The sequence below is a fragment of the Pseudonocardia xinjiangensis genome (assembly GCF_050948425.1).
GTDB lineage: Bacteria > Actinomycetota > Actinomycetes > Mycobacteriales > Pseudonocardiaceae > Pseudonocardia > Pseudonocardia xinjiangensis.
On sequence record NZ_CP192009.1, the window covers coordinates 2572501 to 2594547 of the forward strand.

19 protein-coding genes, 2 rRNA genes and 1 pseudogene (1 of these 22 only partly in view) are annotated in these 22047 nt (G+C 71.1%); 16 read left to right on the forward strand and 6 right to left on the reverse strand.

What is annotated here, in order from left to right; translation table 11 throughout:
- Both ACQPZA_RS12230 and rrf read left to right on the forward strand, forming a co-directional pair.
- Positions 1-2619 (forward strand): 23S ribosomal RNA (locus ACQPZA_RS12230); it begins 496 nt to the left of the window's first position.
- Positions 2620-2726: 107 nt separating this feature from the next.
- Positions 2727-2843, forward strand: a 5S ribosomal RNA gene (rrf, locus tag ACQPZA_RS12235).
- 68 nt (positions 2844-2911) lie between these two features.
- On the opposite strand, the gene ACQPZA_RS12240 is transcribed toward rrf, so the two are convergent.
- Positions 2912-3223 carry a DUF3040 domain-containing protein gene (locus ACQPZA_RS12240; protein WP_433280598.1) on the reverse strand — a complete coding sequence of 104 codons (312 nt, stop codon included), beginning with the start codon at positions 3221-3223 and terminating at the stop codon, positions 2912-2914.
- Between the two features lie 77 nt (positions 3224-3300).
- On the opposite strand from ACQPZA_RS12240, the gene ACQPZA_RS12245 reads away from it, so the two are divergent.
- The gene (locus ACQPZA_RS12245) at positions 3301-4077 is read left to right on the forward strand and encodes an esterase/lipase family protein (protein ID WP_433280600.1); all 777 of its coding nucleotides are present in this window, start codon (positions 3301-3303) and stop codon (positions 4075-4077) included.
- 33 nt (positions 4078-4110) lie between these two features.
- On the opposite strand, the gene ACQPZA_RS12250 is transcribed toward ACQPZA_RS12245, so the two are convergent.
- Complete coding sequence (locus ACQPZA_RS12250) at positions 4111-5028, reverse strand: substrate-binding domain-containing protein (protein ID WP_169396254.1); 918 nt, start codon at positions 5026-5028, stop codon at positions 4111-4113.
- 38 nt (positions 5029-5066) lie between these two features.
- Between ACQPZA_RS12250 and ACQPZA_RS12255 the strand changes: the two genes are divergently transcribed.
- From ACQPZA_RS12255 to ACQPZA_RS12290, 8 genes and pseudogenes are all read left to right on the forward strand, one after another.
- Positions 5067-5894: a substrate-binding domain-containing protein gene (locus tag ACQPZA_RS12255; RefSeq protein WP_433280603.1), complete on the forward strand. Its 828-nt coding sequence runs from the start codon at positions 5067-5069 to the stop codon at positions 5892-5894.
- Positions 5894-6598 (forward strand): ABC transporter permease, encoded by a 705-nt coding sequence (locus ACQPZA_RS12260; RefSeq protein ID WP_433280605.1) that lies wholly within the window; start codon positions 5894-5896, stop codon positions 6596-6598. The genes ACQPZA_RS12255 and ACQPZA_RS12260 overlap by 1 nt, the downstream gene beginning before the upstream one ends.
- A 29-nt stretch (positions 6599-6627) precedes the next feature.
- Positions 6628-7068: pseudogene (locus ACQPZA_RS12265) on the forward strand (ATP-binding cassette domain-containing protein); the annotation flags it as partial.
- A 240-nt stretch (positions 7069-7308) separates the two neighbouring features.
- Positions 7309-7632 (forward strand): TOBE domain-containing protein, encoded by a 324-nt coding sequence (locus tag ACQPZA_RS12270; protein ID WP_433282776.1) that lies wholly within the window; start codon positions 7309-7311, stop codon positions 7630-7632.
- 136 nt (positions 7633-7768) lie between these two features.
- Positions 7769-7972 carry a hypothetical protein gene (locus ACQPZA_RS12275; protein ID WP_169396251.1) on the forward strand — a complete coding sequence of 68 codons (204 nt, stop codon included), beginning with the start codon at positions 7769-7771 and terminating at the stop codon, positions 7970-7972.
- 96 nt (positions 7973-8068) lie between these two features.
- Complete coding sequence (locus tag ACQPZA_RS12280; protein WP_433280608.1) at positions 8069-8836, forward strand: SDR family NAD(P)-dependent oxidoreductase; 768 nt, start codon at positions 8069-8071, stop codon at positions 8834-8836.
- Positions 8837-8851: 15 nt separating this feature from the next.
- Entirely contained in the window at positions 8852-9901 is a 1050-nt protein-coding gene (locus ACQPZA_RS12285) for a zinc-dependent alcohol dehydrogenase (protein ID WP_433280610.1), read from the forward strand.
- Between the two features lie 130 nt (positions 9902-10031).
- A complete protein-coding gene (locus tag ACQPZA_RS12290) occupies positions 10032-11921 on the forward strand; it encodes a CocE/NonD family hydrolase (protein WP_433280613.1) in 1890 nt (629 codons plus the stop codon).
- On the opposite strand, the gene ACQPZA_RS12295 is transcribed toward ACQPZA_RS12290, so the two are convergent.
- Positions 11880-13160, reverse strand: coding sequence for an RNA polymerase sigma factor (locus ACQPZA_RS12295; protein WP_433280615.1), 1281 nt, complete (start codon positions 13158-13160; stop codon positions 11880-11882). The two genes, ACQPZA_RS12290 and ACQPZA_RS12295, sit on opposite strands and share 42 nt — an antisense overlap.
- Positions 13161-13529, reverse strand: coding sequence for a YciI family protein (locus ACQPZA_RS12300; RefSeq protein ID WP_433280618.1), 369 nt, complete (start codon positions 13527-13529; stop codon positions 13161-13163).
- A 161-nt stretch (positions 13530-13690) separates the two neighbouring features.
- Between ACQPZA_RS12300 and ACQPZA_RS12305 the strand changes: the two genes are divergently transcribed.
- Together ACQPZA_RS12305 and ACQPZA_RS12310 are read left to right on the forward strand one after the other, a co-directional pair.
- Positions 13691-14266, forward strand: coding sequence for a maleylpyruvate isomerase family mycothiol-dependent enzyme (locus ACQPZA_RS12305; protein WP_433282778.1), 576 nt, complete (start codon positions 13691-13693; stop codon positions 14264-14266).
- Positions 14267-14325: 59 nt separating this feature from the next.
- The gene (locus ACQPZA_RS12310) at positions 14326-15936 is read left to right on the forward strand and encodes a phytoene desaturase family protein (RefSeq protein WP_433280620.1); all 1611 of its coding nucleotides are present in this window, start codon (positions 14326-14328) and stop codon (positions 15934-15936) included.
- Between the two features lie 13 nt (positions 15937-15949).
- Here the strand turns inward: ACQPZA_RS12310 and ACQPZA_RS12315 are convergent, their stop codons facing one another.
- Positions 15950-17608 (reverse strand): hypothetical protein, encoded by a 1659-nt coding sequence (locus tag ACQPZA_RS12315; protein ID WP_433280622.1) that lies wholly within the window; start codon positions 17606-17608, stop codon positions 15950-15952.
- Between the two features lie 484 nt (positions 17609-18092).
- On the opposite strand from ACQPZA_RS12315, the gene ACQPZA_RS12320 reads away from it, so the two are divergent.
- Positions 18093-18899, forward strand: coding sequence for an SDR family NAD(P)-dependent oxidoreductase (locus ACQPZA_RS12320; RefSeq protein WP_433280624.1), 807 nt, complete (start codon positions 18093-18095; stop codon positions 18897-18899).
- 41 nt (positions 18900-18940) lie between these two features.
- Here ACQPZA_RS12320 and ACQPZA_RS12325 read toward each other — a convergent pair whose 3' ends face one another.
- The gene (locus ACQPZA_RS12325; RefSeq protein ID WP_433280626.1) at positions 18941-19924 is read right to left on the reverse strand and encodes a hypothetical protein; all 984 of its coding nucleotides are present in this window, start codon (positions 19922-19924) and stop codon (positions 18941-18943) included.
- Positions 19925-20843: 919 nt separating this feature from the next.
- Here ACQPZA_RS12325 and ACQPZA_RS12330 point away from each other — a divergent pair.
- Both ACQPZA_RS12330 and ACQPZA_RS12335 read left to right on the forward strand, forming a co-directional pair.
- Positions 20844-21470 (forward strand): TetR/AcrR family transcriptional regulator, encoded by a 627-nt coding sequence (locus tag ACQPZA_RS12330; RefSeq protein ID WP_433280628.1) that lies wholly within the window; start codon positions 20844-20846, stop codon positions 21468-21470.
- Positions 21471-21654: 184 nt separating this feature from the next.
- Entirely contained in the window at positions 21655-21978 is a 324-nt protein-coding gene (locus ACQPZA_RS12335; RefSeq protein WP_433280630.1) for an MmoB/DmpM family protein, read from the forward strand.
- The last annotated feature ends 69 nt before the right edge of the window (positions 21979-22047 follow it).

Consider the following 22047-nt stretch of genomic DNA (forward strand, 5'->3'; position numbering starts at 1 on the left):
ACCACCCGGTAAGCCTAAATACTCCCTGATGACCGATAGCGGACTAGTACCGTGAGGGAAAGATGAAAAGTACCCCGGGAGGGGAGTGAAATAGTACCTGAAACCGTGTGCCTACAAGCCGTCAGAGCTCTTCGTGGGTGATGGCGTGCCTTTTGAAGAATGAGCCTGCGAGTTATGCTTCGTGGCGAGGTTAACCCGTGTGGGGTAGCCGTAGCGAAAGCGAGTCCGAATAGGGCGTTTGAGTCGCGGGGTATAGACCCGAAGCGGAGTGATCTACCCATGGCCAGGGTGAAGCGACGGTAAGACGTCGTGGAGGCCCGAACCCACCAGGGTTGAAAACCTGGGGGATGAGCTGTGGGTAGGGGTGAAAGGCCAATCAAACTCCGTGATAGCTGGTTCTCCCCGAAATGCATTTAGGTGCAGCGTCGTGTGGTGGATGCCGGAGGTAGAGCACTGGATGGGCTAGGGGGACCAAAATCTTACTGAACTCAACCAAACTCCGAATGCCGGTATTTCTAGCGCGGCAGTGAGACTGCGGGGGATAAGCTTCGTAGTCGAGAGGGAAACAGCCCAGATCACCGGCTAAGGCCCCTAAGCGTGCGCTAAGTGGGAAAGGATGTGGGATCGCCCAGACAACCAGGAGGTTGGCTTAGAAGCAGCCACCCTTTAAAGAGTGCGTAATAGCTCACTGGTCAAGTGGTCCTGCGCCGACAATGTAGCGGGGCTCAAGCGCACCGCCGAAGCCGTGGCAATGCCACATGAGATCCGCCTTGTTCTTCGGGATGGGGTGTAGTCGTGGTGTTGGGTAGGGGAGCGTCGTGCATCCGGTGAAGCGGCCGAGTGATCGAGTCGTGGAGGGTGTGCGAGTGAGAATGCAGGCATGAGTAGCGAATGCAGAGTGAGAACCTCTGCCGCCGAATGACCAAGGGTTCCTGGGCCAGGTTAATCCGCCCAGGGTGAGCCGGGACCTAAGGCGAGGCCGACAGGCGTAGTCGATGGACAACGGGTTGATATTCCCGTGCCCGTGACAGTGCGTCCGTGCTGAGGCCGGTGATGCTAACCATCCGAACCCGCTTACTGGCCTTCGGGTTGGTTTGTTGGGGGAGCGTGGGGCCCGATCCGGTAGTAGGCAAGCGATGGGGTGACGCAGGAGGGTAGTCCCGCCAGTGAATGGTAGTACTGGTGTAAGCCTGTAGCCCGACATCTAGGCAAATCCGGATGTCATTAAGGGTGAGAGGTGACGCGTAGCCGATTGAGGCGAAGTAGGATGATCCCATGCTGCCGAGAAAAGCCTCTAGCGAGTGCTGTTGTGGCCCGTACCCTAAACCGACACAGGTGGTCAGGTAGAGAATACCAAGGCGATCGAGTGAACTGTGGTTAAGGAACTCGGCAAAATACCTCCGTAACTTCGGGAGAAGGAGGGCCGTCTGGTTTGAAGCCCTTCGCGGGCTAGGGCTGGGCGGCCGCAGAGACCAGGCCCAAGCGACTGTTTACTAAAAACACAGGTCCGTGCGAAGTCGCAAGACGATGTATACGGACTGACGCCTGCCCGGTGCTGGAACGTTAAGAGGACCTGTTAGTCCCTTTGGGGGCGAAGCGGAGAATTTAAGCGCCAGTAAACGGCGGTGGTAACTATAACCATCCTAAGGTAGCGAAATTCCTTGTCGGGTAAGTTCCGACCTGCACGAATGGCGTAACGACTTGGGCGCTGTCTCGACCACAGACTCGGCGAAATTGCACTACGAGTAAAGATGCTCGTTACGCGCGGCAGGACGGAAAGACCCCGGGACCTTTACTATAGCTTGGTATTGGTGCTCGGTTCGGCTTGTGTAGGATAGGTGGGAGACTGTGAAGCGGCCACGCCAGTGGTTGTGGAGTCGTTGTTGAAATACCACTCTGGTCGAATTGGGTGTCTCAACCTCGGGCCATGATCTGGTTCAGGGACAGTGCCTGGTGGGTAGTTTAACTGGGGCGGTTGCCTCCCAAAATGTAACGGAGGCGCCCAAAGGTTCCCTCAGCCTGGTTGGCAATCAGGTGTTGAGTGTAAGTGCACAAGGGAGCTTGACTGCGAGACTGACAGGTCGAGCAGGGACGAAAGTCGGGACTAGTGATCCGGCACCACCTGGTGGAAGGGGTGTCGCTCAACGGATAAAAGGTACCCCGGGGATAACAGGCTGATCTTGCCCAAGAGTCCATATCGACGGCATGGTTTGGCACCTCGATGTCGGCTCGTCGCATCCTGGGGCTGGAGTAGGTCCCAAGGGTTGGGCTGTTCGCCCATTAAAGCGGTACGCGAGCTGGGTTTAGAACGTCGTGAGACAGTTCGGTCCCTATCCGCCGCGCGCGCAGGAGACTTGAGGAAGGCTGTCCCTAGTACGAGAGGACCGGGACGGACGAACCTCTGGTGTGCCAGTTGTCCCGCCAGGGGCACGGCTGGTTGGCTATGTTCGGAAGGGATAACCGCTGAAGGCATCTAAGCGGGAAGCTCGTTCCAAGATGAGGTCTCCCACCACCTTGCGTGGTTAAGGCCCCCAGCAGACCACTGGGTTGATAGGCCAGAGATGGAAGCCCTGTGAGGGGTGGAGTTGACTGGTACTAATAGGCCGAGGGCTTGTTCATGACGAGTTGTTTGCATCCACTGTGCGACCCTGAACACACAAACACATTGTGTGGTCGGGGTGCGTGATTGTCGCATCCACTATGGTTGGCCATAATTTGATAGTGTTGTCGGTGGTTTTGGCGGAGGGGAAACGCCCGGTCCCATCCCGAACCCGGAAGCTAAGCCCTCCAGCGCCGATGGTACTGCACTCGTTAGGGTGTGGGAGAGTAGGTCGCCGCCGACATCAAACTGTTTGTGGGCCCCCGCCGTCTGGCGGGGGCCCACTTTTTTGTGCATTTGTGATCCGGCTGTTCATCGGGGCCGGCGGGTGCGGCGCCGCACAGCCCTCACCCCGAGCACGACGATCAGGGTCAACGCCACGGCCGCCAGACCGACCATCCCGGCGACGAGGACGGCCAGCACGACGAGGGCGGCGCCCCCCATCACGACCCGTCGCATCTCCGGCCGACGTGGCTGTTCGCCCGAGGTGTCGGGGCCGGTCGCGCCGTCCCTCAAGGCTTGGGCCAACCGTGGGTCGTCGTCGCTGAGCCGGCGGGCGAGCTCATCGAGCCGCATCCGCTCCATCGCGGTCAGAGGGCGGCCATGAGGCGAATCTGGGAGCATGCCCGGGAGTACCCCCGGAACGGCCGGACTCACGTGTGGGCGCAGTCGGATCAGGGGACGGCGGAAGGGTGAGTGCGATGACCGTCGAGACGTTTCCGGCCCGGCCGTGGCAGCGGCTCGGCCGCACGGCCCGTCTGCTCGGTCGGTCGCTGGGTCCGGCCATGGGCCTCTCCACGCCCGCGCTGCTGCGCCACCCGGTGTGGACCACCTGCACCGCGGACGGCAATGGCACCGGGGTGCTCGTCATCCCGGGATTCGGCGGCGTGGACGCGAGCATGGCGGTGATGCGCCACTGGTTCCGGCGCCGCGGTTACGTACCCGTCCGGGCGGGCCTGGGGATGAACCTCGGCTGCACGGACGTGCTGGTGGCCCGGCTGGAGCGGCGCGCAGAGGAGCTCGCCGGGAGAACCGGCGGACCGGTGGTGCTGGTCGGGCACAGCCGCGGCGGGATGCTCGGCAGGCTCGTGGCGGTGCGGCGGCCGGACATCGTGTCCGGGCTCGCGATGTTCGGCAGCCCGGTGCTCGACCCCCTCGACGCGCGCGGCCTGGCGAGGCAGATCCTGCGGGTGCTGCTGCGGCTGTCCGCGTTCGGGGTGCGTGGCCTGCTCGACCAGGACTGCCTCACCGGCAGCTGCCGCGACGCCACCGCAGGCGGACTCGCCGCACCGCTGCAGGTGCCGGCAGTGGCCATCTACTCGCGGGAGGACGGCGTGGTGGGCTGGCGCTCGTGTCAGGACCCGGAGGCCGAGTGGGTGGAGGTGAGCAGCAGCCACACCGGGATGGGCACCGATCCCGCGCTCTACACCGCGCTCGCCACCCGGCTGCCCCGCTGGGCGGCCGCCCAGCGGCGGTGACCAAGGGCCGGCGTTGATCAGGGGCGGCGGTGGTCAGGGACCGAGCTCGTGCACCGTCCCCGAGTCGGTGGCGTCGTACCCGCCCAGCTCGGTGATCATCGTGCGGACGGCCGTGTCGTGGAGAGCCGCCAGGAGCGGCGCGGCGGCGTCCAGCGCGGCCCCGCCGAGGACGACGTCGTAGTCCTCCGCCACGAGCGGTACGAAATCCAGGTCCAGGTCGCGGGCCACCGAACGGACGCCGAGCCCGGCGTCCACCACGCCGGACGCGACGAAGAGCGCCGTCTCGAGGTGCGACCCGGTTTCCGGACCCGCCACGGCGTCGGGGTTCAGGTCAGCGGAGAGCAGCAGCCGGTCGAACAGCACGCGGGTGCCCGAGCCGTGCCGGCGCTTGGCCACCCGCAGTCCCGCGAGGTCGGCGGCCGTCCGCAGCCCGTGCGGGTTGCCGGGCGGGACGAGGAGGCCCTGTTCCCGGCGCCAGAGGTGAATCAGGTGCGGCCGCCACCCGCGTAGCAGCCCGCGTGCGTACGGGGCGTTGTAGACGCCGGAATGGTGCAGCAGGTGCACCGCGGCGCCGTCGGCCCGGCCCTGGCGAACGGCGCGCAGGCCCCCGAAGCTGCCCTCGGCGCCGACGGGCTGGACCGCCCGCCCGAGACTGCGGGTGACGGCGTCGAGTGCGGGGTCGTCGCTGCCGGCCAGCCGGAAGACCAGCTCGGCGTGGAGGAACCGGCGGGCGGCCACCAGGCCGTCGGGCGCGACCCGGGCCCGCCTGCGGTCCGAGGTGACGATCACCCCGGCGTCGGCCAGTGCGCGCTGCGCCCGGCTCACGGTGGACGCCGTGGTGCTGAACCGAGACGCCAGCTCGCGTATCCCCGGCAGCTCGCTACCCGCGGGGAGCTCCCCGGCGCGGATCCGCCCGGCCAGCTCGCTGCAGATCTCGCGGTATCGGGTCACGAGGATTCACCCTATTCTTCCGGACTGTGCTACCCCAGTTGCGATCAGTTCTGGCCGTACTCGCGTTGCTCCTGCTGGCGGCGTGCGGTGGTCCTGCGGCGGCGCCCTCGGCGGAACGATCGCTGATCCTGGCCACCACCACCAGCACCCAGGACTCCGGCCTCCTCGACGATCTTCTCCCGGCGTTCACGGCCGACACCGGGTGGCAGGTGAAGACGGTCGCGGTCGGCAGCGGCCAGGCGATCGAGCTGGGTCGCCGCGGCGAGGCCGACGTGCTGCTGGTGCACTCGCCTGCTGCCGAGCAGCAGTTCGTCGCCGAGGGAACGGCCGGGCGGCGGCTGCTCGTCATGCACAACGACTTCGTGCTGCTCGGCCCGGCGGCCGACCCGGCGGGCATCAAGGGCGCGACCGCCGCCGACGCCATGAAGCGGATCGCGGAGGCGGGTGCCGTGTTCGTCTCGCGCGGTGACGACTCCGGCACGGCCGCGCGGGAGAAGGCGCTCTGGACGCAGGCCGGGGTGACCCCGGGAGGTGCCTGGTACCAGGAGACCGGCCAGGGCATGGGCGCGACGTTGCGGGTGGCCGCGGAGAAGTCCGGTTACACGCTGTCGGACCGGGCCACGTACCTCAGCCAGCCCGACGGGTTGACGCTGCTCAGCGAGGGCGACCCCGGGTTGTTGAACGTCTACCACGTGATCGAGATGACCACGAAGGCCGGCGACCGGGTCCAGCCCGAGGCCGCGGCCGCGTTCGCCGACTGGATCACCGGTCCGGCTGCGCAGCAGCGCATCGGGGAGTTCGGCCGTGCGCAGTACGGTCAGCAGCTGTTCGTGCCCGACGCGGGCAAGCCCGAACCGGTGCCCTGATGGACGTACTGGTCGACGGGTTCGTACAGGCCGTCCGGCTGCTGCTGGGAGGGGACCCCGCCACCTGGGCGATCACTGCCCTGACCCTGCGGATCTCACTGACCGCCACGCTGCTCGCCGCCCTCGTCGGGGTGCCCGTCGGCGCCGCGGTGGCGCTGACGGCGTTCCGGGGCCGGAGGGTGGTGCTGGCCGCGGCCAACACGGGGATGGGGATGCCGCCCGTCGTCGTCGGACTGTTCGTCACGGTGCTGCTGTGGCGCAGCGGGCCGCTCGGGGCGTTCGGGTTGCTCTACACGCCCACGGCCATGATCATCGCGCAGGCGGCGATCGCCACGCCGATCGTCGTGGCCCTCGTGGCGACGGCGGTGCAGCAGGTGGACCCCGACTTCATGGTGCAGATGCAGGGGCTCGGCGCCGGTCGGCTCCGGGCGTTGGCGGCGCTGCTCGCCGAGGCGCGGCTGCCGCTGCTGGCGGCCGCGATGGCCGCGTTCGGCGCGGTGGTCAGCGAGGTCGGGGCGGCGCAGATGGTGGGTGGCAACCTGGCCGGGCAGACCCGGGTCCTGACCACCGCGGCGGTGCTCGCCACCAGCCGCGGTGAGTTCGCGCTGGCCATCGCGTTCGGGCTGATCCTGCTGGTGATCGCGTTCGCGGTGAACCTGGTGCTCACGCTGGCGGGACAGCACCGCTCGGTTCCTGCCCGATGACGTCCCGGATCGGGTGCCAGGACCTGCGGGTGACGGTTCGCGGTCGCGAACTGCTGCACGTCGACCGGCTCGACGTCGCCCCCGGGGCGGCGCTCGCCGTGCTGGGGCCGAACGGCGCCGGGAAGTCGACGCTGTTGCGGGCGCTCGCCCGGTTGGGCCGCTACCACGTCACCGGCGAGGTGCTGCTCGACGGACGCCCCGCAGACCCCCGGGAGCTGCGCCATGCCGTGGCGGCGGTGCTGCAGCGCCCGATCCTGCGCCGCGGCACGGTGCGGGCCAACGCCGCGGCCGGCCTGCGGCTGCGCGGTGTCGGCCGGGCCGAGTCCGCCCGGCGGTCCGCGCCGTGGCTCGATGCGCTCGGCGTCGGTCACCTGGGCGACCGTGACGCCCGCACGCTGTCCGGCGGAGAGGCCCAGCGCGTGGCGCTGGCCCGCGCGCTGGCCGTCTCACCACGGGTGCTGCTGCTCGACGAGCCCTTCGCCGGGCTGGACGCCACCACCCGCACCGACCTGCTCGCCGACCTGCGGGCCGTGCTCGACGGCCTCGACACCGCCACCGTGCTCGTCACCCACGACCGGCACGAGGCACGGGCGCTGGCCGCCGAGACCGCGCTGCTCGTGGCGGGGCGGATCCGTCAGCTCGGGCCCACCGCGCACGTGCTCGACCACCCTGCCGACGCCGCGTGCGCCCGGCTCGTCGGGTACAGCAACGTGCTCCCGCCCGCGGTCACGGGCCGGCCGGGGCTGCTGGCCGCCCGACCGGAGACGTGCCGGGTGTCGACGGCCCCGCACCTCGTCAGCGGTCTCGCCGTCCGTGGCACGGTGCGCCGGATCGTGCCGCTCGGCGGTGGCACCCGGGTGGACGTCGACACGCCGGCAGGCACGTTGGCCTGTCTCGGGCCGGGCGGGGACGGGCTCGAGCCGGGTCGGGCCGTCGTGGTGACGGTGGCCGAGACGGACGTCCGGGCGCTCGAAACCGACGACCTGGCGCCCGCGACGCGCGGGGATCCGGCCGGTGTGGGCCGCTCAGGGTAAGGTCGGTATGTCAGGTCGGGCGTGTGCCGCACGTGCGCGCCCCGTTGCAGATCGCCGCCTGACGCACGGTCCCGCCGGCCGCACCCGTTCTCGTTCCGGGCCACGCCGGCGTGACGACTGAGGGAGTCACGGACACATGAGCTGGACCGGAAACCCTTCCCACGCCGACGAGAACGGCCGCTTCGCCGCCGCCCAGGCCGCCCAGGCCGTAGTGCACGACCTTGCCAACCGCCGCGCCGCACGGGTGGTCGCCGGCCGGTCCGTCGACGCCGTCGACTGCGCCGAGATGCTGGCCATGCTCGGTCTCGACGCCACCGGGGAGCGCGCCGCCGCGCAGTAGCAGTACCACTGATGTCCGACCGAGCGGTCCTGTCCGCGAGCCGACTCCGCAGACAGGACCGCCTGGTTCCCCTCCGTGCATGGCAGGCTCCGCCCCGTGCATGTACTGGACAGCTTTCGCCTCACCGGGAGAACGGCACTGGTCACAGGCGGCAACCGCGGGCTGGGTAAGGCGTTCACGCACGCCCTCGCTCAGGCGGGCGCCCGGGTGGCCTTCGTCGCCCGCGACGAGGAGCGCAACGCGACCGCGGTGGAGGACCTCGCGGACGAGGACGTCGAAGTCCTTGCGATCACCGGGGACATCACGGTGGCCGCCGACGTCGAGCGCGCGGTGCGGACCACCGTCGAGACGCTGGGCGGCCTCGACATTTTGGTCAACAACGCGGGCGCGTGCTTCCACAATGCGTCGTGGGACGTCTCCGACGATGAATGGGACGCGGTTTTCGATCTGAACGTCCGGGCGCTGTGGAAATGCAGCCGCGCGGCGGGACGACACATGGCGGACCATGGTGGCGGCGCGATCGTCAACGTCGGGTCGATGTCCGGGCTGGTCGTCAACCGCCCGCAGTGGCAGCCCGCGTACAACGCCTCCAAGGCGGCGGTCCACCAGCTCACGAAGTCGCTCGCGGCGGAGTGGGCCCCGTACGGCATCCGCGTCAACGCGGTGGCGCCCGGCTACGTCAAGACCGAGATGTCCCCGGTCGACCGGCCGGAGCTGCGGCGGTACTGGATCGAGGACGCTCCCCAGCAGCGCTGTGCCGGGCCGGAGGAGATCGCGCCCAGCGTGGTGTTCCTGGCGAGTGACGCCGCGTCCTTCATGACCGGATCGGTGCTCGTGGTGGATGGCGGGTACACCGCCTTCTGAGCCACTGGAGGAGCGATGGGCACCATGCGCCAGGTCGTCGTGCACTCGACAGAGGACATCCGGCTGGAGGAGGTGCCGCGACCGGGCCCACCGGGTCCGGGTGAGGTACGGGTGGCCTCGGCCCTGGTCGGGATCTGTGGCAGCGACACGCACGCCGCCGCCGGTCACCATCCCTTCATCGATCGCCCCTACCGCCCGGGGCACGAGGTGGTCGGCGTGGTCGAGGAGGTCGGTGCCGGCGTGTCCGACCTGGCCGCGGGCGACCGTGTCGTGCTCGAGCCGAGCCTCGTGTGCGGGAAGTGCCGCCGGTGCCGCGAGGGCCGCTACAACATCTGCGAGAAGCTGGCGGTGGTGGGGTGCCAGACCGCGGGCGGCATGGCGGACGCGTTCACGGTGCCGCGCGACCGGCTGCACCGGGTGCCGGAGGGCATGTCCGACGAGCTCGCCGCGCTGGTCGAGCCACTCGCCACGCCGGTGCACGCCGTGCGGCTCGCGGGCGTGGGACCGGGCAGCCGGGTGGCCGTGCTCGGTGCCGGGCCGATCGGGCTGCTGGTGCTCGTCGCCGCGCGCCGTGCCGGGGCCGAGGTCGTGCTGGTCACCGACGTCATGGGGGAGAAGCTGGACCGGGCCCGGCGCCTCGGTGCCGACGAGGTGCTCCTCGCGAACGCCCCCGACCTCGTCGAACGCGCCGCCGTCGTGCTGGACGGGGCGGATGTCGTCTTCGACTGCGTGGCCAGGGAGAGCTCCATGGCCCAGGCGGTGGAACTGGTGGCGAAGGGGGGCACGGTCGTGGTGGTCGGCGTGGCGGCAGGCCCCACCGTGGTGCCCCTGCACGTCGTGCAGGACCGGGAGATCAGGGTGCTCGGGAGCCTGATGTACGTGCGGGAGGACGTCGAGCAGGCCATCGAGGTGCTGGCGTCCGGTGCCGTGACGGCGGGTGAGCTCGTCACCGCGATCTTCCCCGTCGAGCAGGCAGCGGAGGCCTTCGGGGCGGCATCGGATCCGCAGCAGGTGAAGGTGCTGGTGTCCCTCGAGAGGGGTTCGCCAGTGGCGACGACGACATAATTGCCGGCAGAGGCGCCGAAACCAACACCGGCCGGTCGAAGAGGATTGTGCCTTCCAGTGCAGTTCGGTTTCGTGATGTCGATGACGCTTGGCGACGTCATCTGCGTGACGGACTCCGTTCTCGGATTCGGTGGCGGTCGTCGTTTCCGGTAACCGCTCGGCACGGGCATGCCGTCGGATAAGCGTTACCGATTCGCCGGCACGCGGTGCCAGGATTGCGGCCATGGTCCTCGCCCCGAACCGTCGGCTGCAGTCTTTGTACGTCCCGGTCGGCGATGGCGTACGACTTGCTGTCGACGTCTGGCTACCGGTCGAGCGGGTCGCCGCCGGCGAGGCAGTCGGTGCAGTTGTCCGGACCACCCGCTACCACCGCGCGGAGGAGCCAACCCGCGTCGGTCCCGAGTTCGATGCCAACTGGGCGGAGGGCGAGCTGTGGAACGCCGCTGGGTTCGCGTTTGTCGTGGCCGACGTCCGCGGCACAGGCGCGTCGTTCGGGGTACGGACCAGCGAGCTCGGTGAACGCGAGATCGCCGACTTCGGGGAGTTGATCGACTGGGTGGCGGCTCGGCCGTGGTCGAACGGCCGGGTCGGTGTCTACGGCACGTCCTACGAAGGCCAGGCCGCCGAGCTGGTCGCACGGCTCCGCAACCCGCACCTGGTTGCTGTCGCAGCATTGTTCAGCCCGAACGACCCGTACCGCCAACTCTTCTATCCGGGCGGAGCCGCCACTGCGGGCCGGTTCGCCCGGTGGATGTGCGAGAGCCAGCTCAAGGACGGCGTGATCGGGGCTCGCGAGCGACTGGGCGAGATGCAGGGGCTGCCCGCGGAGTCGATCGAACTTCCGACGCCGGTCAAACCGGTCGACGGTCCGGACGGCCGGACTCTGTTGGCCGAGGCGGTCGCGGAGCATCAGTCGAACACCGACGTGCACGAGCTGATGGACCAGGTGCCGTTCCATGACGACCGGGTGGAAGGGCTCGACTGGGCGATCACCACACCGGCTGCCGCTTACGAGGCGATCGCCTCGACCGGCGTCCCCCTGTTGGTGCGGGTCGGCTGGGTCGACGGCGCCTTCGTCACCGGTGCTCTGACACGGTTCGCCACCCTGCCCAACCATCAGACGGTCGAGATCGGGCCTTGGGGACACGGCGGTCGCACGTACGCCGACACTCTGCTGCCCGTCGATCCGCTCGACGAAAGCGATCTCACCAGCCCCGAGGGCCAGGATCGCCGCCTGGTGGGGTTCTTCGCGCGATACCTCAGAGCGGACTCGGCGCCGCCGGTGGGACGCGGCACGCTGACGTACAGCACGCTCGGCACGGATCAGTGGCGAACCGTGGACGCCTGGCCGCCCGAGAATCTTGACGTACGCCGGCTGTATCCAGGTACGGCCGGTGAACTGGCGGACGATCCGGGGTCCGAGTCGACCGTGCGGTACGCCATCGATCCCGGCTCGTCGACCGGTCCCACCAATCGATGGCTTGCCGGCGAGATCGGCCAGGGTGCGGCCTACCCGGATCGACGGGGCGCCGACGAGACGCTGCTGACTTTCACCTCCGCACCGCTCTCGGCCGACTTCCACCTTCTCGGCTTCCCAGTGGTGAGGCTCCACCTGGCGACGAGTGGGATCGACGGCGTGGTCTACGTCTACCTGGAGGACGTCGGTCCTGATGGTTCAGTGACCTACCTGACCGAGGGCTGCCTGCGGTTCCTCCAGCGTGCGACGGCCGGGCCGGCCGAGCCCACGGGGCTCGGCGTGCCCCGCAGCTTCGCCCGCGCCGACCGTCTCCCGGTCAAACCTGGAGAGAACCTCGACCTGGTCGTCGAGCTTCTGCCGGTGTCCGCATTGCTCCGTTCCGGTCACCGGATCCGGATCGCGATTGCCGGTAACGACGCCTCTTGTTTCTCCTACTACGGCTCGCCGGGCGAGACCTTCACCCTCACGCTGGGCGAATCCACGTACCTGGACCTTCCCGTCCTACGCCGGCGGGCCGGCGTCGTCCGCGAGCTCGCGGGGTGATCTTTCCCCCAAGCGTGCGCAGGCGTCGTCCAGGAAGCGGCGTTCGGCCTGGTTGCCGGCCAGTTCCCGCGCCCGCCGGTAGGCGACGACGGCCTCGGCGACCCGGTCCTGGCGCCGTAGCAGGTCGCCACGCGCCGCGTGGAAGAGCCGGTAGCGTTCCAGGCCCCGGATCCCGTCGAGCAGCTCCAGGCCGCGCTGCGGGCCCTCGACCATCGCGACGGCCACCGCCCGGTTGAGCGCCACCACCGGCGACGGGTGCCGTGCGCTCAGCTCGTCGTAGAGCGCGACGATCTGGGGCCAGTCGGTCTCGGCCGCCGTCGGGGACGCGGCGTGCACCGCGGCGATGGCCGCCTGCAGCTGGTACGGCCCGGGACGGCCACGGCGCAGCGCCGTCTCGACCAGCGCGAGACCCTCGTCGATCTCGGCGCGGTCCCACCGGCTGCGGTCCTGGTCGTCGAGCAGTACGAGCTCGCCGTCGGGGCCGGTCCGCGACTCCCGCCGCGAGTCCTGCAGCAGCATCAGCGCCACGAGCCCGAGTGCCTCCGGTTCGTCGGGCATCAGTGCGGCCAGCATCTTGCCCAGCCGGATCGCCTCGGCCGCGAGCCCCGGCCGGAGCAGGTCGTCGCCCGTGGAGGCGAGGTAGCCCTCGGTGAAGACGAGGTAGATGACGGCGAGCGCGGCGGCCAGCCGGTCGGGGAGCGCCGCATCGTCCGGCACGGCGAAGCGGATCCCGGCGTCGCGGATCTTGCGCTTGGCCCGCACCAGGCGCTGGGCCATCGTCGCCTCGCCGACGAGGAACGCCCGCGCGATCTGGGCCGCGGTCAGACCCGCGACGGCCTGCAGGGTGAGCGCCACCCGCGCCTCCGGCCCCAGCGCCGGGTGGCAGCAGGTGAACAGCAGGCTCAGCCGGTCGTCGCCCACGCGAGCGAGGCCGTCCGGCAGCTCGTCCACGGCGCTCACCTCGTCCCCGGCCGCCCGCGCGACCTGCTCGTACTTGACGGCACCCACGTCGGCGCGGCGCACGCGGTCCAGCGCGGCCCGGCGCGCCACGGTCACCAGCCACGCCACGGGATCGCGCGGCGCGCCGTCAACGGGCCACCGGCGGAGCGCGGTGAGCGCGGCGTCGGACAGCGCGTCCTCGGCGAGCTCGAAGTCGCCGAGCCCCCGGATCAGCGCGGCGAGCACGCGCGCCCGTTCGGTGCGGAAGACCCGGTCGAGAACGGCCTCGGCCTCTGACACCTACCCGGACACCTGCGGGGTCACGGGCTGCAGCTCCAGGATGGGCCGCACCTCGACCGAGCCCTCCGCCGCCATCGGGCAGCGGGCGGCGTAGCGGAGGGCCTCGTCGAGATCGGCGCAGTCGAGGATGAAGTACCCGCCCAGGTGCTCGGCCGTCTCGGCGAAGGGGCCGTCGGTCAGCAACGTCTCGCCGTCGCGCACCCGCACGGTCGTCGCACTCTCCGTGGTGTGCAGAGGGTCGGCCGCCAGCAGCACGCCGTCCTCCGCGCACCGGCGCGTGAAGGCGCGAACGGCCGCGATCTTGTCGGCATGGGCCTCGGTGCCCCAGTCGGGGCGTTCACAGCCGTAGATCAACAACATGTAGCGCATCGCAACCTCCCGTGAGCGTCGCGGTCCACCGGACGGTAGCCCCAACCCGAGGACGATCGGCGTCCCGGGAAATCGACACGCCACCCGTGTCGATTCCGGTCTCTCCCGTTCGTCCTCGGAGCTGTCGGTTCCCCCCACCCCGAGGAGCAACGGTGAACATCATGGACCGCTACACGCGCGCCCAGGACGGCTTCGACCGGATCGTGGCCGCGCTGGCGCCCGAGCGCTGGGACGATCCGTCGGCCTGCGTCGACTGGAGTGCCCGTGACGTGCTCGGCCACGTCGTCTGGGGTCAGGAGCTCGTCCGGCACCAGGCCACCGGGCAGCAGTTCGCGTCCCGGGCCGGGGCGCCCGGTGCGCCGAACCCGGGGCAGCTGATCGGCGCCGACCCGCTCGGCACCTGGCGTGCGGCGCGGGCCGCCGCCGACGCCGTGCTGACACCGACCGCGCTCGCCCGCGTCGTCTCGACGCGGGCGTTCGGCGAGCTGCCCATCGAGGGCTTCCTGGTGGCGCTGACCACCGACTTCCTGGCCCACACCTGGGACATCGGCCACCCCGCCGGGCTCGAGGTCCGGCTGGACCCCGACCTGGTGCCCGGGTGCTTCGCCTGGTCGCGGCAGTTCGACATGCGGCTGCCCGGCGGGATCGGTCCCGAGCTCACCCCGGCACCCGATGCGGACGAGCAGACGCGGTTCCTCGCCTACCTCGGCCGGGACACGTCGGCCCTCGTCGCCTGAGGGGGCGCACCGGCTCCCCTGAGGTGCCGCCGGGAGCGCGGCGACCGATAGTGGGGTGCATGCCCACCCTCGTCGCCGACGCCGTCGTGATCGGCGGCGGCCATCACGGGCTGGTCGCCGCAGCCGTGCTGGCCGATGCCGGCTGGGACGTGTGCGTGCTGGAGTCCGCCGACGTGGTCGGCGGGGCCATCCGCTCCGCCGAGCTGCACCCGGGCTTCACCGCCGACCTCTTCAGCGCGTTCTACCCGCTCTCGGCGGCGTCGCCGGTGCTGCGGGCGCTGGAGCTGGAGCGGCACGGGCTGCGGTGGGCCCACGCCCCGACCGTGCTGGCCCACCCGCCGCGCCCCGACGGTGCGCCCGCCGCGGTTCTGCACCGGGACCGGGCGCGGACGGCGGCGGGTCTGGCCGAGCACCACCCCGGGGACGGGGAGGCGTGGCTGCGCCTGTGCAGCCAGTGGGACGCGGTCGGTGAGGCGGTCCTGCGGACCCTGTTCACCGCCTTCCCGCCCGTGCGCGGCCCGGTGCAGCTGCTGCGTCGGATCGGTACGGCGGAGGCGCTGCGGCTGGCCCGGTTCCTGGCGTTGCCTGCCGGGCGCATGGGGGAGGAGCTCTTTGCGTCCGAGGCGGCCCGGCTGCTGCTCGCGGGCAACGCCGTGCACGGCGACACACCGCCGGACGCCACGGTGAGCGGCGTGTTCGGCTGGCTGCTCGCGATGCTGGGTCAGCAGTACGGGTTCCCGGTACCCGTCGGCGGTTCGGGTGAGCTGGCCGCGGCGCTCGGCCGCCGGGCCGCGGCGGCCGGTGCCGACGTGCGCACCGGCGAGCACGTCGAGCGCATCGAGGTGCGGGGCGGGCGAGTGGCGGCCGTGCACACCGCGACCGGGCTGACCGTGCGCGTGCGCCGGGCGGTGATCGCCGACGTGGCCGCCCCCGCCCTGTACCGCGACCTGCTGGCCCCCGAGGTGCTGCCGCGGCGGCTGCACACCGACCTCGAGCGGTTCGTCTGGGACACCCCGGTCGTGAAGGTCAACTGGGCGCTCGCCGGGCCGATCCCGTGGCGGTCGCCCGGCGTCGCCGGAGCCGGGACCGTCCACGTCGGAGCGGACGGCCGCGGCCTGGCCCGGTGGTCGGCCGATATCGAGACGGGCACGCTCCCGCGTTCGCCGTTCCTGCTGCTGGGGCAGATGACGACCGCCGACCCGTCCCGCTCGCCGGCGGGCACCGAGAGCGCGTGGGCCTACACCCACCTCCCGCGGGGCGTCACCGACGACGGCTCGGCCGACGACCTCGCCGGCCGGGTGGATGCGGTGCTGGAGGAGTTCGCGCCGGGGTTCGGCGACCGCGTGCTCGGCCGGACCGTGCAGGGGCCGCGCGACCTGCAGGCCGCCGACCCGAACCTCGTGGCCGGGGCGGTCAACGGCGGCACCGCGCAGCTGTTCCAACAGCTGGTGTTCCGTCCGGTGCCGGGACTGGGCCGGTCCGAGACGGTGATCGGTGGTCTCTACCTGGGCAGCGCGTCGGCCCACCCCGGCGGCGGGGTGCACGGCGTCTGCGGCTGGCTGGCGGCCAGGGCCGCACTCGGCGAGCACGGGGCGTTCGGAGGGCTGAGGCGGCGCGTGACCTCCGCGGCGCTGGAGTTGCTCTACCGGGACCCTCCGGGGCGGGCGTAGCGCACAGGCCGTCTCAGCCCCGGCCCAGTACCTCGCCCAGCACAGAACCGACGGAGCCGCGGGAGTCCGAGCCATCGGAATCACGCGACCCGGAATCACGCGACCCGGAGCCGCCGGCGCGGTCGTCGGAGTCGGAGTCCCGGTCGTCGGCGTCTCCGTCGGAGTCGGTGTCCCCGGAGTCGTCGGAGTCGTCGGAGTCGGAGTCTCTGAGTAGGCCGAGTCCCGGGCCGAGGTCGAGGCCGGAGTCGCGGGAGTCGGAGTCGCGGGAGTCGGAGTCGGAGTCGCGGGAGTCGGCGGCGGAGCGTCCGGACTCCTCTGCGGAACCCTGCGAGCGCCCGGCACCGGTCAGCGAGCCGAGCGTCCCGGCCACACCGTCCACGGTCTCCTCGACGACATCGGCCGCCTCGCCCACGACCCCAGTCCCGACCTGGTCGACCGTGCTCACGACGGCCGCCGCGGCGTCCTCCACCGTCCCGACGGGATCGCTCGTGTCGACCGTCACCCGGGGGACGGTCAGCTCGGGCAGCCTCGCGTCCGGCAGGGCGACCGTGGCCCTGCCGAGCTGCACGTCGGGCGTGACCAATGTCGTCTCCGACACCGCGACCTCGGGCACGGCGACGCGCGCGCCCCCGCGGGAGAGCGTGGCACCCCCCTCCGAGAGTGTGACGTCGGGCAGTGCGACCTCGGCAGGGGCGAGCCGCAGCGGCCCCGCCTGCACCTCGGAGACCGTGACGTCGGGGGTGGCCAGCGCGGTGCCGGAGACCGCGATCCCGGCTTCCCCGTTCCCGCCGGCGATCACGAGGTCCGGGGTCCTGACCTGCGCCGGTGACACCTCGACCCGCGGCGTGCGGACCGCGTCGCCGGGCGCGCCCGGCAGGGGGGCACCCGGGACGTCGATCCCGGGTATCCCGACACCGGGCGTACCGAGGCCGGGGCCGGGCACCACCACGCCGGGCCCTCCGCCCGGTGCGCCCTCGGTGCCGCCGCCGACCGGCAGGGTGACGGGCCCGATGCCGATACCCGGGAGGACACCCGCCCCGGCGGGTTCGACCGGCGTCCCCGGACCGGGCCCGGGGGTGGTCGAGCCGGGCCCGGCGGCGTCGGGCCCCGCGGCCAAGGCCGGTAAACCCGCCGCCGGTGGGGCCAGGCTCACCTCGAACGGGTCGGCAGCGGTCGCGCCGCCGGTGCCCCGGCTGCCGAAGACCCCGGAGCCGGCAGCGGGGGACGCGAGGGCCGGGCCGGTGGGCGACCGGAACAGCTCCGCCACGGAGAACGCGAGGTTGCGCGGCGCGTCGCCCCGGTTCGCCTGAGCACCGCCCCCCGCTGGGCCGTCGAGGCCGGGGGCGTCGCCTCCGATGCCCAGTTGCATTCCCTCGCCCGGACTGCGGACCACGTTCTCCACCACGGCGGTCGCGAACATCGCGCCTGCGGCGAAGAGGGCACCGGCGGCGGCGGTCGCCTTGCGGACGTTGCGCCGCGGCGGCAGGGGCGGTTCCTCCGGTGGCCGGGCGTGGCCGCGCGGCCGGAGCGGACGGTCCACCGCGTGCGGGGCCCGCCCTTCGCGGCGCAGGAGGCTCCCCACCGAGATCGCGCCGGGCGCCCCGTAGTCCACCCCAGGGGGAGGTCCGTGCCACTCGCCGCAACGGATGATCAGTTCGTCGACGGAGACCATGTTCGAGGATCCGAGATGGTGTCCTGTCGGACGGGCGGGCGGTTCCACGTAGCGGGCCTCTCCAGGTCGGTCGAGCTGGGGCTTTCATTCGTTCTGGGGTGGGGTTCGCTTTCCTACCCGCGTTCGTCACGTCCCTGCTAGGTGTCGTTCGTCCGCTCGTCGCGTCTCACCTGAACAGCGGAGATGCCCGCTCGTCGCTCCTTTTCGACCGTTCACCGTCGAGGTTGCAGCGTGAGTCCGCCGAGCGTCCGTGCTGAGCAGGCCGGACGGAGTAGAGCGCGGTGCCGGTGCGCCGGATCGGCGCGTGAGGAGCCCCCGCACGCGATGGCCCAGCGTGACGTCCGGTCAGGGCCATCCGTGCGACCTCGAGCGGCGCTGCGCACGTCAGCACGGTGGGGCTCGGCGCCAGAGGACGCGCCGTAGGGCGCCCCGGAAGTGCCCATGTGAGTGATCGGCGGTGATCGCCCTGTCGTATGGTGCGGCCATGCCGACAGCGCTCGTCACCGGTGCGAGTCGTGGACTCGGCGCCGCTTTCGCCCAGCGGCTCGCCCGCGACGGCTTCGATCTCGTCCTCGTCGCGCGTGACAACGTCGGGCTGCAGCGGGTGGCGGGAGAGGCAGCGCGCCTCGGCATCAAGGTCGAGGTGCTCGCGGCCGACCTCGCGGACGCCGCCGAGCGGGCCGCCGTGGAACGCAGGATCGCCGACCGCGCCCGCCCCGTCGATCTCCTGGTCAACAACGCGAGCTACGAGTGCGGCGTCGACTTCCGGATGGCTGATCCGGAACCCCTGCAGACGGAGATCGACGTCAACGTCACCGCGGTGATGATCCTGACCCATGCCGCGCTGCCGGGAATGATCGAGCGCGGCCGCGGCTCGGTGATCAACGTCGCCAGCTTCGCCGGCTACCTGTCGGCCTCGGGCTCGGCCCACTCCGCCACCAAGGCCTGGATGATCGCCTTCACCGACACGGTCGAGGCGTCGCTGGCCGGCACCGGCGTCCGCATGATCGCGCTCGTGCCGGGGCGGCTGCGCACGGGCAAGCACCGTGAGCTGGAGCCGACCGGCACGTCGATCATGTGGCTGGAGCCCGACGCCGTGGTGGATGCCTGCATCGCCGATCTCGCTCGTGGGCGCACGGTCTGCACGCCGGGGCTGCTCTACAACGCGGTGGTCCGGACGCTCGAGACTCCCCGGCGCACCCTGCGCACGCTGGCGCGCCTCACCGGTCATCGCCGCGGACAGATGCGCCAGCCGGTGCCGGGGCCCCGACCGGAGATCACGAGCAGCTGAGGTACCGCCGGCTCGGCGTCTCCCGCCGAGCGCCGTGGCCGTCAGTGTCGGCCGAGCAGTCGGCCCACGGCGGATCCGACCGACCGGGCGGCGTCGCGTGCGCTCTTCTTGTTCTCGTTCCGCTCGCTCGCGCTGCGCTGCGCGGTCGCGTCCGTCTCCGGTGTCCGCTCGGCTACGTCGACGTCCGGCAGGACCGACCGGATCTCGCTGAGCCGCATGTCGGGTGCGGCGGCGGTGGTCCCGACGACGCCACCCCCGGAGATCCGCACGTCGGGGAGCCCGACCCGGGTGGGGGAGAGCCGCACCGCACCGCCGGTCAGGTCCGCCAGGCCGGAGGCCTCGACCTTCGGCGCGACCACCGCGCCGTCGGAGACCGCGACGTCGAGTCCGCCGTCCCGGTTGCGGGCGACGCTGAGACGCGGCGGGGTCACCCGTCCCTCGGACACGGCGACACCCGGCGTCCGGACGGTGCCGCCGCCCGGAAGGTTCAGAACGTGCCGGGGCACCTCGATGGCGGGCACCTGGAACTCGGGCGTGGCGACGGTCAGGACGGACGACCCGGCCGGTGGCTCCGCGGCCGGGGAGGTGGCGATGTCCAGAAGGCCTGGTACGGCGGCGGTGGCCCCGGCGGGCAGTGGCGACCTGTCGAGCGGCGTCTTGTCGAGTTCCGGTACCGCGACGAGGCCGGCTCCCCTGTCGTTCGGTGCGCCGAACGCGTCGCGGCCGATCTGCGTCCCGGATGCCGGCGGCCCGTACTCGATCGCGGCCGTCGTGGCCGGGGTGAAGAGCTGCGCCACCGCGGTGAGGGTGATCTGCTGGCCCGGGCGGCCCGGTTGGGGGCTCCGCGTCCGGTCCAGAGTGCCGCTGCCGGTGCTCGGGCCGGGGTCCGAGGCGAAGTCGACCGCTCCGCGGGGGGTCCGGACGGTGTCCACCACCGTGCCGCTGAAGACCGCGCCCGCGGCGAACAGGGCACCCGCGGCGGCGGCCGCCTTCCGGGCACTGCGTCGTGGCGGGCCGGGAGACACGACTGCGGGGCGGGAGTGCCCGCGGGGGGTGAGCGGACGGTCGGCGGCGTGGGGCCCGCGCCCCTCTCTCCGTAACAGGGCTGCGACCGAGATCATCGTGCTGGGCCCGTAGTCCACGATCGGCCGAGGCGGGTGCGCCGGGTCGAAGCAGCGGACAACCAGCTCGGCGACCGAGACCGTGTTCGGCGACGCATGTCGATGTCCGGACGGCCGGGGACGCAGTTCCACGGAGTCAGGGCCTTTCGCAGGGGTGGATGTTCATGGGGGCGGGATCGTCTTCCTACCCGCGTTCGTCGGGCCCCGGCTAGGGGTTGGCAGGTCGTTCCTCGCGTCTCACCTGAATAGCTGAGGTGACCGCTCATCGTCGAAATGCCACCGTTCAACGGGAAAATCGGCCGATCTGTACGCCATTCGGCGGCTGCACCGGGCCAAACGGCGTAGCGCTCGACGCGTGAGCGATGACTACACGTAGTGATGAGGGCGATGCGGTCCGGATGGGGGATGACCCTGTGTCACTCCTGGTTAGGTCCGTCCGTGCATCCCTGATCGGGGGATGAAGTGGGGCGGCAGGACCCTGCCGGCCGCCTTCCCGCTCACCGACGGAGAGCGCCACGTGCCCGGTGAACCCACTGAACGATACGAAACGTATCGATTAGGGAACCGTGCTCGCCCGGCGTGATGGACGGGGTGATCGCCGTGAGATCCGCATTTCGGCCCAGCGGGGGGCGAAGACGCAGGTCTCGGAATGATCACTGTGGCAGGGAGGCCACGCGGCGCGCGTCGCCGGACCCGCCACGATCGCGGGCGCGCCACGCGCCGGTCCGGGTCGCCGCGGACCTGCGCTCGAGCGGCGGGCGCACCCCGGTGGCTCGACCCTCGATCGAGGGAGGGTCGGTTATAGTCCGCGAAAGCAGATCCGGTGCGCCGCGAGGAGGGCACGATCACGACCGGCAGCGAGCGGGAAGGGCGTGCTGGTCGCCGACGGAGCCAGGAGTCGCACCACGCGATCCTCGCCGCCACACGTGAGCTCCTCGAGGAGGTCGGCTACTTCCGGCTGACGGTGGAGGGCGTGGCGGCCAGGGCCGGCGTGGGCAAGACCACCGTCTACCGGTGGTGGCCGTCGAAGAGTGCGCTCGTCCTCGAGGCCGTCGATGCCGGTGCGGCGGTGCAGCCGCAGCCCACCGGCGACATCCGCGCCGATGCCCGCGCCGCCATGGAGGCGATGCGCCTGGACCTGCGGGCCCCGCTGGCCACCACGCTCCTCGCGCTCGCCGGTGATCTCCTGCAGGACTCCGCGGGCACCGCCGGTCCGGTGGACCTGTTCCAGGCCGGCCGGGAGGCCTTCGAGAAGATGATCGAGGGCGCCGCCGAGCGCGGTGAACTGCCCGCCGACATCGACGCCGGGCTCCTCCAGGACATCTACGCCGGCACGCTTCTCTACCGCGTGCTGTGCCGCCGGTCGACCGAGCACGTCGTCGACCGGCTGCTCGGTCTCCTCCTCGACGGCGAGCTTCCCCGGCGCGTCCCGGAGACCGGATCCGTCTGAACTCGCGCCGGGTCATTTCCTGGCGGGTGGACGACGTTGCACGTGCCGATTCTTCCGCCTATCGTCACGGTTCCGGGCCGAAAATGGGCTCGGCACCCCAGCCCCCGGTGAATTGCCAGATCAGTGATCTCTGGAAGTGGGGGCGATTCCTGTGCCGGTACCTGCCACACGTCCAGGGCTCGTCATGGCGCCCGATCTGGTCGACCTCGTCCTGCGCGCCGCCGGCGGCCTGGTCGACCATGTGCTCTGCGCGATCCGCGACGACAACGCCGACGTCGAGCTGCAGGTCGTCGACCATGGCGATCATGTGCAGATCTCGGCGCCCGGGATGCTGCGGGTGAACGCAGCCACCCTCACATGGCACGCCGGGCGTCCCTTCGGGACCGCGGAACTGCGGTCGATGATCGTGTTCTGCCGGGGCACGCTCGACCTCGGCGATGACCGTATGACGGTGATTTCGGAGAGTCGCCGAACGATGTCGCGCGAACGGTTTTCGCTCCGTTCCTGAGATTGTGGTGTCCTGATGCCGGAGTGCGGTTGCGGAAAGTGAATTTCCCGTCCGCTGCTCGGGTGGCCG